The following is a 12,835-nucleotide window of genomic DNA, read 5'->3' as shown; positions in this document are numbered from 1 at the left end:
CCGTGTGCGTCGCTGTGGTCTGCTCGATGGCGGGCGATTCACATGGTGACAGCCGCGTGGACGAGGTTGTGGTCCGATACCCCACCCATGTCGTCGACGGTCAGATCGGTGACGTGGGCGCCGCGGACGGCTACGTGATCGATGTGCTGAGACTTTGCTCCGGACTCCCGCGGGCGGGTCGGGGGTCCGCCGGGGACGCTCTCGGCCACGGCGAAGCCGTCGCCGAGACCGGCGGCGACGGAACCGCGGTCGGTGTTGAAGTCGCCGAGCAGAACGGTGGCGTGTTCGGTTGTGGTGCTCGCTAATTCGGTCAGTCGGGCAAGTTGGGTGGCGCGTCGCCGGTCGCCGGTCACATGGGTGGCGATCACGACCAGCCCGGCGGCGTCGACGACGAGCGCGCCCTTGCCGGGGTCCTGCGCGAACGACTCGGCTGCGAGTTCCCTGCTCGGCTCTTCGGTGAGCACCACGAGGTATTCACCGCCGTCGAGAAGGGAACTCGGTACACGGCGCGGGGTCGGAAGGCGTTGATACCGCAAGGCGTGAAAGGTCCGGCCCGGCAATGCGAGGCGCAGGCCGGCCAACTGATCCCCGCTGACTTCCTGCAGCGCGATGACCTGCTCGGTCCGTTCTGCCACCCGCGCGGTGATCGCGGCGATCCGCGCGCCCTCGTCCGGCCATCGAGTCGCCACGTCCTCATACCAATTCTCGGCATGAACACGATGCAGAACGTTCCAAGTGGCGACTGTGATCACCATCGCGATGTTAGGACACCTGTTTCGCAGCGATTTCGCAACGTGTCAGTGTTCACAGTCTGTTGGCCTCCCGCGGGATCGATGTTCGACCTCGCGGCCGCTGCTGTCCCCGGAGATCGGCTCGCGGGGCCCAGACCCGACCTCGGGGCGGTCCTTGCGAGGATGTGTTTGTACGAGTTTGTCGGACATAGCTGTGGTGATGAACGCAGGGATCGTGGGGCAAGGATTTTGAAGTAGGTGTCGATCCATTCGTGGCGAGACTGGTTGGTCGGCTCGACGCCGGATCGAGTCTCGACGATTCGGTCGGTGCTCATGATTCACCTTGTCCTCGCTGAGGTGGCAGGCTCCGGCGAGGTGGTAAGGGTGTTGCGGAAGTGCTCGCTGAGGACGAGTCCGATGGCGCGTAGCGCGTCGGGGTCGGTCATCCGTACGTGCTGGGCGGGGATGTGGTGTTCGGTGATACGGCCGGTGATGTAGTTCTTCCATGCGTGAGCCGGAGAGGGGCCGTCGTCGGTGTGGTCGGTGGCGCTGAAGTAGATCAGGTCACCGTCGAAGAGTGCCGGCCGGTGGTTCCAGGTGAGGTCGACGAGCCGGGTGTAGTCGCGGTGCACGATCGCGAGATGCTCGGGGGTCACGGCGGTGAAAGGTCCGCCTCGCTTCTGCAGCGACTCGGCTGCGGCCTTGATGGTGACGTCGTCGGGGCCCTGTGGAACGGCGAGGCCGCCGAACTCGGCAAGCATCTCCACGAACTCTCCGATGGTGGGTGTGGGCGTGCGGGTGGTGTGGGCGGTGACGACGCGGGTGTCCATCATGGCGAGGGTGGTGACGGGGTCGCCGTCGTTGTGGAGTTGGATGGCGATGGTGTGTGCGATGGTGCCGCCGAGTGAGTAGCCGAGTAGGTGGTAAGGGCCGTGGGGCTGGACCGATCGGATCTCGCGCACGTAGCGGGCGGCGAGTTGGTCGAGTGTGTCGAACCGCGCGGTGGGGTCGGTCAGCGCTGGGGATTGCAGTCCGTGGACGGGTCGGTCGGGGTCGAGGTGTTGCACGAGTCCGCTGAAACCCCACGCCAGTCCGACGGCTGGGTGGATGCAGAACAGTGGTGGTTCGGTGCCGGCGGCGCGTAGTGGCAGCATGACGGTGAGCGCGTCGCCAGGGTCGTGTTCTTCGAGGCCGTGGAGGCGAGTTTCGATGCGGTGGGCCAGTGATTGTGGTGTCGGATCGGTGAAGATCCACTGCATCGGCACGGTGATACCGGTCGATTCCTCTAATCGCACTACCAGTTGGGTGGCGGTCAGCGAGTTGCCGCCGAGGGTGAAGAAGCCGTCGTCGAGGCCGGTTCGTTCGATGCCGAGGGTTTGGGTGAAGGCGTCGCAGACGGTGGCCTCGAGTGGGGTGGACGGCGACCGGAACGGGGTGGAGCGCTCCTCAGGGCTGGGTAGGGCTTTGTAGTCGAGTTTGCCGGTGGCGGTGCGGGGTAGGCGGTCCAGCACCATGATCGAGGACGGGATCATGTGGGTGGGTAGTCGGGGTGCGAGGTGGGTGATCAGTGTGGTGGTGTCGGGTGTGGTGTATGGGGCCGGGTACCGCCGGGCCCCACTAATCGTTGACCGCCTCCCATTCTGAAGAACTTGTGGTTACCGCGATATCGACGGCTCTCGACCGAAATGCCACAATATCGCCCGGTTCGACCTGCGCCATCGCACGAGCCTCGTCGACAGCACCAAGCGCTCGCCGAGGTCGTTGACGACCCGCCCCCGTGCTCTGTCTGCGCGCGTCGACATTGTCACCGCCCACTCCGGGCCGGACTCGCGCCGACACTGGTCGTCGAATGGCTCGAGCGCTGCGCGGTACCTCGTCGGCGGAGACCAGTCGGAGTTGCTGTGCCCACTCGGGGAGCGACGCGGGTACCGCGTCGAACTCCGCCACGACGGCCCCGAGCCACGCCGAGGTGCTTATCGGGAGCAGGCGCCCGAGCGGTGCGGTGTCGCGGGATCACGAAGGTGTGTACCCGAGTACCTGTTCGACGGTGATCCGCTCGGCGTGCTGAGGATGTGATCCGCTCAGCGATCACCACGCCTCCCGCTCCGGCTGCGGCGATCACCGCGGCGGCGGCAAAGACGAGCCGGGCCAGCCGCGGCACCCGCCTGAGCGCCGACCGGACACCGCGCCGGTCGGGTCGCACCCGGCCGGGCAACTCGTTGAGGGACCGGAGAACCTTCGCCTCCAGTGTCGGCGGCGGATTCACGGCATCGACCACGGTAAGCGCCGCCAGCGTCTCCCTGACCCCGCGCACGATGCTCGAGAATGCCGCGACGGTCCGGGGATCCGCCTCAGCCAGACGTTTTTCGATACTGCGGCGTTCGATCTCGGCTACGGCGTCCATCGCGTAGGGGTAGGCCAAGTCGAGCAGGTCCGCATGGCACTGCTCGATCTCCATCATGCCGGTCACTTCCTGTCAGACAGGTCTGGAGCCGTTCGAGGCCGTCTCCGATGCGGCTCTTGACGGTGGGTACTTGGACGGCGAGATGGTCGGCGACGTTGCTGGACCTCGGTGAGCGTGCCGAGGTAGTCCACCAGGACTGCTCGTCGAAACGGTGGATGACCGCTTCGGCGACGATGTCGTGGTCCCGGCCAAGGTGGGTGCAGCCGTAGACGGCGCCGAGGATTCCTCCGTGTGCTGCGTCAGCCGCCTGTTGGTGGGTCAGCATCAGCAACCGGTCGATCGGGCTCGACAGCAGGCGGTCGTAGTTGCCCGCGAGCGCCCACGCTTGCAGGGTACACCGGGCCGGCGGCGACCTCGACTCACCGTGCGACCAGTCGGTCGATCAGGCTCTCGCAGGCTGTTGAGCGACCGGTCCCCAAGCCCGAGCCGTCCGGGTGTCTGATTCGATGCCTGTCCGTGCGTAACGGCGCTGCGGCGCCGTCGCCGATCGAGTCGGGAATGCACACGGAATCTCCACAATCGGCGACAGATCTCTCCACAGCGGGTAGCTAGGGTTCCGTTCATGGACCAGAGCGCACCGCCCGCATCGCGACGGATTCTCGTGGTGGACGACGAGGTGACGATCGCGGAATCCGTCGCGGCGCGCCTACGGGCAGAGGGTTTCACCGTCGACGTGGCGCACGACGGTCCTTCCGCGGTCGCCGCCGTCGAGCGCGTCGAGCCCGACCTGGTGGTGCTCGACGTCATGCTGCCAGGGTTCGACGGGCTAGAGGTGTGCCGGCGCGTCCAGGCGGGCCGCCCGGTCCCGGTGCTCATGCTCACCGCGCGCACCGACGAAACCGACCAGCTCATCGGCCTCGGTGTCGGCGCGGACGACTATCTCACCAAACCGTTCTCCTTGCGTGTGCTCGCGGCCAGAGTGCATGTGCTGCTGCGCCGGGTGGATCGCGCCGTCGATCGCGACGGCACCACGATCCTGGTCGGTGATCTGCGCATCGATATCGACCAGCGTCGCGTGTGGCGCGCCGACGTCGAGGCGCAACTGACGCCGCTCGAATTCGACCTCCTCGCCCGCCTCGCTCGTCGCCCGCGCGTCGTGCTCGCGCGCGAGCGGCTGCTCGAAGAAGTCTGGGACTGGGCGGACGCCGCAGGCAGTCGCGCGGTCGACAGTCACGTCAAAGCGTTGCGCCGCAAGCTCGGCGCCGACCTGATCCGGACCGTGCACGGTGTCGGTTACGCGCTGGAGGCCCGGTGAATCCGGGCATGGCTGCTTCAGGGGCCGTCGCTAGGCGATGGGTCCGCCGCACGGGCGATCGAGTGGCCGAGGCGTTGCCACGGCCGCTGGATCCGGTGCAGTCGATCAAGCTGAAGCTGGCGATCCTCATGCTGTGCTCGGGCGGGGTCGCGTTCGGTTTCTTCCGGTTCAAGATCGGATGGCTGCCGCCGCGAACGACGATCACCGCGGTGGTGATCGCGCTGGTGACTTCGCAGTTCCTCGCGCACGGCATCACGAGGCCGCTGCGCGAGATGACGGCGGCGGCCAAGCGAATGGCACACGGCGACTACACCCGTCGGGTGCGGGCGAGCTCACGCGACGAGGTGGGGCAGCTGGCGGTGGCGTTCAACCAGATGGCCGCCGACTTGGCAGCGGCCGACCAGCAACGCCGCGACCTCATCGCGAATGTCTCACACGAACTGCGGACGCCCATCACGGCCTTGCACGCGGTGCTGGAGAACCTGGTCGACGGCGTCTCCGAACCCGATCCGACGACGCTGAGCACAGCACTGGCCCAGACCGAGCGGCTGAGCCTGCTGGTCTCCGAACTGCTCGACCTGTCCAGCATCGAAGCGGGCGCCTTCCCGCTCGACCGCGAAGATTTCCCGATCGCGCCGCTGCTGGCCGAGGTCGTCGCCGAGGCCGAGGTCATGACAGCCGCGCTCGGACGCGGCGTGCGCTTCCACACCGACGTGTCACCCGGCGCCGCTCGCGTGTACGCGGACCGTGCTCGTTTACATCAGGTGCTGCTCAACCTGCTCGACAATGCCGCGCGGCACGGCCCGACAGGTGGCGAAGTCCGCGTCGCCGCGCGGGCGGCCCCGGGCGAGGTCGTCATCGACGTGCAGGACGAAGGGCCCGGCATCCCGCCGGCCGAGCGCGCCACTGTCTTCGACCGTTTCACCCGCGGCGGCCGCACCGTGGGCGGTGGCACCGGACTCGGCCTCGCCATCTCCCGATGGGTAGTCGACCTGCACGGCGGGACCATCGCCGTCGCCGACCCCGGCTCCCGCATTCGAGTGGTTCTGCCGAATCCCTGACTTACCGCCCCAGACAACCCGGGCCGCCATGAGGGATCCCGGGGCGATTCCGTACGCCCAGAGGAGGGAACAACCATGCCCGAAACGCCCGAACCCGCGCCGAGGACAAAGACATCGTCCTTACCGGAGGCTGACATCCCCGGTGATTCGAGGTCGGGATTCCTCGAATCAGCCGCCGACCCGGTGCCGGAGTCTGTCGCGCGACCTGCTCCGGTACAGGACGCTACGGCGCCACAGGGAAATGGCTCCAGGGGCGAATCCACCGGCACCGTCGAATCGAAAGCCCAGGCGCGGGACGCCGCGCCGATGTCCCAGATAGCGGCTCAGCCGACTCCGCTGATCCGAATGCCGCCACCGAAGTGGCGCCGAGTAGCCACCCCTCCTGGGGTGGTGCCCGCCGCGTTGGTCTCCGGGCTGGCCGCCGCGATCCTGGTCCCGGGAGATCGCCCGGGTATCGGCTGGGTCCTCGCGGGCACCGTGGCCGCGGTGGCGGTCTTCCTCGTCGACCGCAACGCCCGCAGGAGTGCCGCGGACTCGACCGTCGAGCTGAAAACCGCGGAAGGTACTGCTCAGGAATCGGACACCGAACGGCAGTTCGTGCCCGGATTCGTCCGGTGCCTCCGAGGTCCGTTCGGCCGTGCCCTCGGCGTCGGACACGGTGATCGCGGAATGCGACACGGCGGACCCGAACCAGCGGTGGTCCAGCGCAGGGAGAGCTCGGGAAGGGCCTGGTGGACAACGCTCGCGCTCGCCCTGCTCGCGGTCGGGGCGTTCCGGGCCGCGGGGTGGCTGTTCGCGCTGTGTGTCGTCGCGGCGTGTGTGGCCGGTTCGCTGGCCGTCGTCGGACACCGATCGGCGAACGGCGTCCTCTATGACACCGTCGCGGTTCCGCTCGAGGCATTGGCCGCGGTCCCGTGGGTGTACGCGGGCATGAGCCGGGTGCGCGCGAGTAAGGCGAAGCGGGGGTGGCGGTTCGGGCTGTCGACGGTGGTGACCATCGTGCTGCTCGCGGTGTTCGTGCCGCTGCTCGGCAGCGCCGACGCGACGTTCGCGACCTTGCTCGAGACGGTGACGCCGGATCTCGACGCGTCATCGGTGGCACGGTGGATCGTCCTGTTCGCGGTGGTCACGCTCGGTGCGCTGGGGGCGATGTTCGTGCTCGCCGGTCCGCCGCTGCCCGCCGCCGCCTCGGCAGGAGGTAGCGGGAGTTTGCGGCATCCGGAGTGGGTGCTGCCGGTCGGTGCGCTCGCGATCCTGTTCACGGCGTTCGTGGGCGCCCAGTTCGTCGCGCTCTTCGGCGGCGACGGATACGTCCGGCGCACCGCGGGCCTGACCTACGCCGAGTACGCCCGCAGCGGGTTCTGGCAACTGTCGGCGGTCACCGTCCTGACCCTGGCAGTTCTCGTGCTCGTGCTGCGCTGGGCTGCCCAGGACACCGCCGCCGACCGGCTGTGGCTGCGCGGGTTGCTCACGGTGGTGAGTGTGCTCGCGCTGATCATGGTCGCCTCGGCCCTCGGCCGCATGTGGACCTACCAGCAGGCCTACGGCTTCACGGTCCTTCGCTTGGTGGTCGAGGTCTGTGAGTTGTGGCTCGGTCTGGTCTACCTCCAGGTTCTGGTGGCAGTAGCGTGGTTGGAACGCTCGTGGCTGCCGCGGGCTGTGCTCGGTTCCGCCATGGTCACGGTGCTCGCCCTCGCGGTCCTCGACCCGGAACGGCTGATCGCGGACAAGAACATAGACCGCTGGCACCAGGGCAGGTCGTTCGATGTCGACTACCTCGGCACTCTCTCGCCAGACACCCTTCCCGCGACCGATCGCCTCCCCGAACCGCTGCGCACCGACTTGCGTGCCCGACTGCGCGCCGATCTCGAGGAGGACAGCTGGCAGAGCTGGAACCGCTCCCGCGCGAATGCGCGCTAGCCAGCGGGCGATCAGCCGCGCAATACGCTTGTATTATCGCTGATCGTGGGTTATAACTGGCCTGAGTGGGCATTGTTGTCGCTGGTGGGGATCGACCCTCGCGAGGTGGCTCAGGTGCTCATGGGTGCCCGCCGATGGCCTCGGCGGGCGCGTGGCCGAAACGAGCTGGCGGTCCTGACGGTGTGGGGCCGCACCGACGCCGGTCGGCCACTCATCGTTGCTGTCCGTCGCACCGAAGGCTGGCAGTGGGACATCCTGGGCGCGGTCGAGATGACCGACGCGCAGGCGGCCGAACTCGAGCGCTGGGAGCACGCCGATGACTGACTACCCGACGAACCCGAACGATGTCCAGGACTTCCTGTCCGGCCTCGAATACACCGACGCGCCCATGGCGCCGGCCGACGTGCCGCCGCCGCTGCGCGCCGAGGACACGGTCACCGTGACCACGTCCCTGCGCATTCCGCTCGACCTGCATCAGCGGGTCAAGAAGGCCGCCGAACAGCGCAACGTGACCATGTCGGCGCTCATCCGTGACTGGATCGAACTGGAACTGGCGGCCCTGGAGAACGACCAGCCCATCTCCCGCGCCGACGCTTTGCGCGCCCTCGCCGCGCTGCACCCGCTGCGCGAGTCGGCGTAGAGGAGTCCGCGCGTCACTTGCGGGACAGAATCCGATCGAGTTGCGCGGCGAACTCGTCGGTGGTGGTGAGGTAACCGACGTGGCGCCTGCGAATTATCGCGATCATCGCGATCGAGGAAGAGCACGAGCAGTGCTCGGTCCGAGGGATGTGCCTTCGAGCCGGAAGGGAAGCGCATCACCAGGTTCGAGGTCCTCGCCGAGGACGACTAGGCCGCGAGTCGGGTCCGCAGAGCCATGGCGTCGCGCGGCGCCATCACCTTCGCGTCGTTGTCGAAATAGGCGTATACGTCGCCGGATTCGGCCCATCCGCGGATCTTCGCTGCCCACATGTCCAGGCCGTGGTCGGTGTACCCGCTGACGTAGAGCTCGTCGTGTCCGTGCAACCGGATGTACACGAACTCCGCGGTGACCTCCTCCAGCAGCGGGTACTTGCCCGCCGCGTCGGCGACCACGAGCGCGACGCCGTGCCGCGTGAGCAATTCGGTGAACCTCGGGGTCACGAAGCTGTCGTGCCGGATCTCCATGGCATGCCGCATCGGGCGGTCGGCGTCGGTCGTCGTATGTGCGGGATCGACCCGGTGGTCGTGCCGCTGCGCGACCTCGACGGCTTGCGCGGTGCTGCGGGGAAGGCGGGCGAGGAACGCGTCGAGTACCTGTGCGTCGAACGGGAAATTCGGTGGCAGCTGCCAGAGGATCGGGCCCAGCTTCGGCCCGAGCGAGAGTGGCCCGGACGCGAGGAAGTTCGCCAGCAGCGTGTCGCCGTCGCGCAGCCGCTTCATGTGGGTGATGAATCTGCTGCCCTTCACCGCGAACATGAAGTCGTCCGGGGTTTGCTCGGCCCACATTCGATAGCTGGACGGACGTTGCAGCGAATAGAAGGAGCCGTTGATCTCGACGCTGTCGAACCGCTCGGACAGGTAGGCCAGTTCGCGCTTCTGCGCCAGCCCCGCAGGGTAGAACACCCCGCGCCAGGGCGGATACACCCATCCCGACGTGCCGACTCGGATCTGGCCCATCCCTCCATGGTGGCAAACGGCTACGTCGGCTTCCGTGGTACTGCGATCCGTCCGACCAGCCATGCCACCAGCACCGCGGCGAGGAATGACAGCAGTGACGCGCTCATCCACGCTTGCCCGGTGAAATGCAAGGCATCCTGAACCCGGACCCAGAAGTTGGTCCATACGCCCGCGTCGCCAGGGTTGACCAGCTGATATACCGAAAGACCCAGCAGCCAGGCGAAGACCATTCCCCAGCGTGAGGGCGCGTCCCGCTCGGTATTCCAGTCGCCTTTCGCACGCAGGAAGAAGTCGGCCATCAGCACACCGAGCAGCGGCACGAATACCGACCCGATCAGACCGAGGAAGCCGAAGTAGTTGGCCATATTCAAGCGCAGCGCGAGCAGCGTGATCAGGGTGCCGAGACCGATCGAGAGGACGCGGCGGTCGATTCGCGGCGCCAGGTTCTGGATCGAGACGGCGGTGGAGTAGACGTTCGCGAACGACTGATCGGCCTCGCGCACCACGAAGACGAAGAAGAACAGCGCGCCGAGGCTCACCTGGAGGAACGGGGCGTAGGGGCCGCCGTCGCCCGTCGCGAGCGCCAGCGCGCACAGCCCGAGGACGTAGGCGACGACCTGGGTGACCGCGTACGCCCCGCTGGCTGCCCCGAACGCCGAGCGGCTACTGCGGGCGTGGCGGGTGTAGTCGGCGGCGACCGGTACCCAGGAGATCGAGACGGCCAGGGCGGCGTCGGTCGCGATCCAGAAGAGATTCCAGTCCACCCCGAATGGGCCACCACCGCGCGGACCAGGATTGTTCCGCAGGTCGGGCAGGCCGACCCGGAAAAACTGGACGTAGAACCAGATCAGTGCGATGGCGACGCCGACCGTCACGAACCGGCGTAGCAGCCGGACCGACCCGAGCGGCCAGACCGTCAGGATGGTCGTGAGCATGCCCGCGGCCACCACGTAGAGCCAGTGTGGGCCGCCGTGGAACAGCTCTTCGGCCGCGTCGCCGATCACGATCAGCTCAAAGGTCCCCCAGCCGATCAGCTGCGCGATGTTGAGCACCGTCGGCAGGTAGCTGAGCTTCGCGCCGAACAGACCACGCAGCAGCATCATCGCGGGCTTGCCGGTCCGCGCACCGAGGACGGCCGCCGCGCCGAGCATCAACCCGCCCACCACGGTTCCGATGATCGTTGCGAGAATGCCCGCCGCGATCGAGATCTGCGCCGTGCCCTGCGTATTCGGCGCGAGCACCGTGTACGCACCGGAGAACGCGAAGAGGCTGACGCCGAGGTTGGCCCAGAACGCGCTCTGGTCCCAGAACGACAAAACCTTCGGTGCGGGCTCGTCGAGGGTCAGTGGGGCTTCGCGTCCAGCTTTGTCCAGGGTCGATGACGACATGGCGAAAAGCTCCCTACGCCGGCATTACCCGGACAGGTTCATGCGGTCGGCGACGCAGGATCCGCCCTCTCAGCCCGGCCGTGCCCGAGCTCCCGCGGTGGGGGTGATTCCGGCGAATCGTACACCGGCACCCCGTCCTGGCGACCGGGAACGCCAGTGCCGGCGCAGCGCAATGGCACCTCGGTGCAGGCCGGATCGTCCGGCGTGCGGCCGGATTTACTACCAAGGCATCTACGGCGCGCATCGACTTTGGGGCAATCGACCGGATCCCACAGGCCGAAACCAATTCTGACACTGCGTGATCTGTGGGAACTGCTTTTCGCATCGCCGCATGCGGGTGGACTAACCCCAAGGCCGCGCAGTTAACGTGTGAGTTGGTGTGTCAAGCGGGGTGGGGTGGTGAGCGGGGACAGCGGAACTGCTGGTAGAGAGGTGTTGTCCGCCAAGACAATCCGCTCGTCCGAGGAGTTCCGCTGTCAGTTCAGTGTGTCATTGATCGTTCCTCGCGGGTCGCGGAGGGTGTGTTCGCGCCGGGGCACCTTGGGGAACTGACCCGGATCGTGTCGTTCGATCTGGTCGACGCGGCGCTGGAAACAGCCGGTGCCGTGCGGTCGCGAGTGCGGCTGCTGCCGTCGCGGGTGGTGGTGTATCTGCTGCTGGCCGGAGCGTTGTTCTCCGATATCGGGTATCGGCAGGTATGGGCGCGGTTGTGTGCCGGGTTGCCCGGTGGATCGTTCGTGTGTCCGGGTTCCTCGGCCTTGTCACAGGCGTTGCGCCGTGTCGGGGTCAAACCGTTGGCCGCGTTGTTCGACCTGCTCGCCGGCTCCGCCGCTGGAGCGGTGCGGTGGCGGGGTCTGCTGGTGTGCGCGATCGATGGCACCAGCGTGTTTGTGCCCGACAGCCCGGGCAACGTGGCCGAGTTCGGGCGTCACGGTGGCGGTCACGCCCAGGCCGGGTACCCGATGCTGCGGTTGCTGGCGGTGGTGGCGTGTGGCACCCGCACCGTCGTCGATGTCGTGTTCGGTCCGTTGCGGATCGCGGAAACAGCCTATGCGCCACAACTTTTGGGGTGCCTGCGCCCGGGCATGTTGTTGCTGGCCGACCGGAACTTCGCGGTTACGGCGTTGATCGAGCAGATCACCGACACCGGAGCGGATCTGCTGATCCGCGCCAAACTCAACCGGCGCGTTCCCGCGATCGCGCGGTTGGGTGACAGATCGTGGCTGACCCGTACCGGTACGGCGACTGTGCGCGTAATCGACGCCGAGATCGCCGTCAGCTGCGCCGGCGGGCCACGCCGGGTCGAGCGGTACCGGCTGATCACCACCTTGACCGACGACAAGCGCTACCCGGCAGAGGAATTGGTGGATCTCTACCATCAACGATGGGAGATCGAAACCAGCTATTTCGAACTGAAATCGACCATCCTCGGTGGGCGGGTGCTGCGCGCCCGCACCCCGACCGGGGTCGCCCAAGAGGTCTACGCGTTGTTGATCACCTACCAGGCGCTGCGCACCGCCATCGCCGATACTGCGCTGGCCACACCGGGTTTCAGCCCCGACCGCGGCAGTTTCACCATCGCCGTGCACACCGCTCGCGATCAGCTCATCCAGGCCGCCGGAGTCCTCGCCACCACCACGATCAACCTGATCGGCACCATCGGCCGCGCGGTCCTGTCCAGCCCGCTGCCACCGCGACGCCAACGCTCCAGCCCCCGCATCGTCAAACGCGCCATCTCCAAACACCGCGCCAAGGGCGAGGTCGACCGCAACATCTACAAAACCCAGATCAGCGTCCATATCCTGCCCGGTTGACAACCAGGCAGAAACCCAAACTGCGCGGCCTTGGGACTAACCCAGCAGGAACGAGCCCGCGAACCAGGCCAGCAGCACCAGCACTGCGCCGAGCACCGCGCCGGGAAACAGTGCTCGTCCCTGCTTGGCCGCCATGCCCGACAGCACCGCGCCGACGCCGAATCCTATGATTCCGCCGCCGATCATCACCCACGCGCCCAGGCTGGTGTCGACATGGCAGGCCGGTTTGGAGTCGCACACACCGCCCGCCATCAAGAACCACGGCGCGATGACCGCCGACATCATGGCCAGCGCCGCGGGTAGGAACCACAGCAACGCACTGACGATCAGGTCCGTATTGCTCGGTGGCTCGACCGGGCGGGCGTCATTGCTCTCGCGCGTCGGATAGCCGGAAGGGGTTGCGCCTTGGGACACCTGGTTCAGGTAACCGTGCATCGTGTCTCGCTATCGCTTGTCGGTGGAGTCGGCCGGGCCGATGGATGTTATATACCAGCCGCGCGCACGGAATTCGTTGTGTCCCCGTCGATACGAGCGCCGAACCGCCCG

12 protein-coding genes and 1 riboswitch are annotated in these 12,835 nt (G+C 67.3%); of the genes, 6 read left to right on the top strand and 6 right to left on the bottom strand.

Translation table 11 applies throughout. The features are described from left to right. Nucleotides 1-38 precede the first annotated feature (38 nt). From OH799_RS09125 to OH799_RS09115, 3 genes are all read right to left on the bottom strand, one after another. Nucleotides 39-755 carry an endonuclease/exonuclease/phosphatase family protein gene (locus tag OH799_RS09125; protein ID WP_406277862.1) on the bottom strand — a complete coding sequence of 239 codons (717 nt, stop codon included), beginning with the start codon at nucleotides 753-755 and terminating at the stop codon, nucleotides 39-41. Nucleotides 756-1,069: 314 nt separating this feature from the next. Then, entirely contained in the window at nucleotides 1,070-2,245 is a 1,176-nt protein-coding gene (locus OH799_RS09120; protein ID WP_406277859.1) for a thioesterase domain-containing protein, read from the bottom strand. Nucleotides 2,246-2,535: 290 nt separating this feature from the next. Further along, nucleotides 2,536-3,192, bottom strand: a complete 657-nt coding sequence (locus OH799_RS09115) for an RskA family anti-sigma factor (protein WP_406277855.1) — start codon at nucleotides 3,190-3,192, stop codon at nucleotides 2,536-2,538. A 565-nt stretch (nucleotides 3,193-3,757) separates the two neighbouring features. Between OH799_RS09115 and OH799_RS09110 the strand changes: the two genes are divergently transcribed. The 5 genes from OH799_RS09110 (at nucleotide 3,758) to OH799_RS09090 (ending at nucleotide 8,071) form a co-directional block, all read left to right on the top strand. Beyond that, nucleotides 3,758-4,450: a response regulator gene (locus OH799_RS09110; protein WP_406277852.1), complete on the top strand. Its 693-nt coding sequence runs from the start codon at nucleotides 3,758-3,760 to the stop codon at nucleotides 4,448-4,450. 8 nt (nucleotides 4,451-4,458) lie between these two features. Continuing rightward, nucleotides 4,459-5,511: an ATP-binding protein gene (locus tag OH799_RS09105; RefSeq protein WP_406277849.1), complete on the top strand. Its 1,053-nt coding sequence runs from the start codon at nucleotides 4,459-4,461 to the stop codon at nucleotides 5,509-5,511. A gap of 75 nt (nucleotides 5,512-5,586) precedes the next feature. Continuing rightward, nucleotides 5,587-7,431, top strand: coding sequence for a DUF4153 domain-containing protein (locus OH799_RS09100; RefSeq protein WP_406277846.1), 1,845 nt, complete (start codon nucleotides 5,587-5,589; stop codon nucleotides 7,429-7,431). Between the two features lie 45 nt (nucleotides 7,432-7,476). After that, a complete protein-coding gene (locus tag OH799_RS09095; RefSeq protein ID WP_406277843.1) occupies nucleotides 7,477-7,755 on the top strand; it encodes a hypothetical protein in 279 nt (92 codons plus the stop codon). Continuing rightward, the gene (locus OH799_RS09090; protein ID WP_406277840.1) at nucleotides 7,748-8,071 is read left to right on the top strand and encodes a CopG family transcriptional regulator; all 324 of its coding nucleotides are present in this window, start codon (nucleotides 7,748-7,750) and stop codon (nucleotides 8,069-8,071) included. Before OH799_RS09095 ends, OH799_RS09090 begins: the two co-directional genes overlap by 8 nt. Nucleotides 8,072-8,277: 206 nt before the next feature. Here the strand turns inward: OH799_RS09090 and OH799_RS09085 are convergent, their stop codons facing one another. Then, nucleotides 8,278-9,087, bottom strand: coding sequence for a DUF72 domain-containing protein (locus OH799_RS09085; RefSeq protein WP_406277837.1), 810 nt, complete (start codon nucleotides 9,085-9,087; stop codon nucleotides 8,278-8,280). A gap of 20 nt (nucleotides 9,088-9,107) precedes the next feature. Further along, nucleotides 9,108-10,475, bottom strand: a complete 1,368-nt coding sequence (locus OH799_RS09080) for a purine-cytosine permease family protein (protein ID WP_406277834.1) — start codon at nucleotides 10,473-10,475, stop codon at nucleotides 9,108-9,110. Then, nucleotides 10,469-10,581, bottom strand: a riboswitch (TPP riboswitch). Its footprint overlaps the gene before it by 7 nt. Before the next feature lie 415 nt (nucleotides 10,582-10,996). On the opposite strand from OH799_RS09080, the gene OH799_RS09075 reads away from it, so the two are divergent. Then, nucleotides 10,997-12,289, top strand: coding sequence for an IS4 family transposase (locus OH799_RS09075; protein ID WP_406273045.1), 1,293 nt, complete (start codon nucleotides 10,997-10,999; stop codon nucleotides 12,287-12,289). Between the two features lie 36 nt (nucleotides 12,290-12,325). On the opposite strand, the gene OH799_RS09070 is transcribed toward OH799_RS09075, so the two are convergent. Next, complete coding sequence (locus OH799_RS09070; protein WP_406277831.1) at nucleotides 12,326-12,724, bottom strand: hypothetical protein; 399 nt, start codon at nucleotides 12,722-12,724, stop codon at nucleotides 12,326-12,328. Nucleotides 12,725-12,835 lie beyond the last annotated feature (111 nt).

Source organism: Nocardia sp. NBC_00881 (assembly GCF_045207455.1).
GTDB lineage: Bacteria > Actinomycetota > Actinomycetes > Mycobacteriales > Mycobacteriaceae > Nocardia.
The sequence above is the reverse complement of the archived record's forward strand: the minus strand, read 5'-3'. Positions and strand labels throughout refer to the sequence as shown.

Bases quoted from the DNA above. Each gene is read 5' to 3' on its own strand.
- OH799_RS09125 (WP_406277862.1), bottom strand. From the start codon at position 755: ATGGTGATCACAGTCGCCACTTGGAACGTTCTGCATCGTGTTCATGCC.
- OH799_RS09120 (WP_406277859.1), bottom strand. From the start codon at position 2,245: ATGGTGCTGGACCGCCTACCCCGCACCGCCACCGGCAAACTCGACTAC.
- OH799_RS09115 (WP_406277855.1), bottom strand. From the start codon at position 3,192: ATGATGGAGATCGAGCAGTGCCATGCGGACCTGCTCGACTTGGCCTAC.
- OH799_RS09110 (WP_406277852.1), top strand. From the start codon at position 3,758: ATGGACCAGAGCGCACCGCCCGCATCGCGACGGATTCTCGTGGTGGAC.
- OH799_RS09105 (WP_406277849.1), top strand. From the start codon at position 4,459: ATGGCTGCTTCAGGGGCCGTCGCTAGGCGATGGGTCCGCCGCACGGGC.
- OH799_RS09100 (WP_406277846.1), top strand. From the start codon at position 5,587: ATGCCCGAAACGCCCGAACCCGCGCCGAGGACAAAGACATCGTCCTTA.
- OH799_RS09090 (WP_406277840.1), top strand. From the start codon at position 7,748: ATGACTGACTACCCGACGAACCCGAACGATGTCCAGGACTTCCTGTCC.
- OH799_RS09085 (WP_406277837.1), bottom strand. From the start codon at position 9,087: ATGGGCCAGATCCGAGTCGGCACGTCGGGATGGGTGTATCCGCCCTGG.
- OH799_RS09080 (WP_406277834.1), bottom strand. From the start codon at position 10,475: ATGTCGTCATCGACCCTGGACAAAGCTGGACGCGAAGCCCCACTGACC.
- OH799_RS09070 (WP_406277831.1), bottom strand. From the start codon at position 12,724: ATGCACGGTTACCTGAACCAGGTGTCCCAAGGCGCAACCCCTTCCGGC.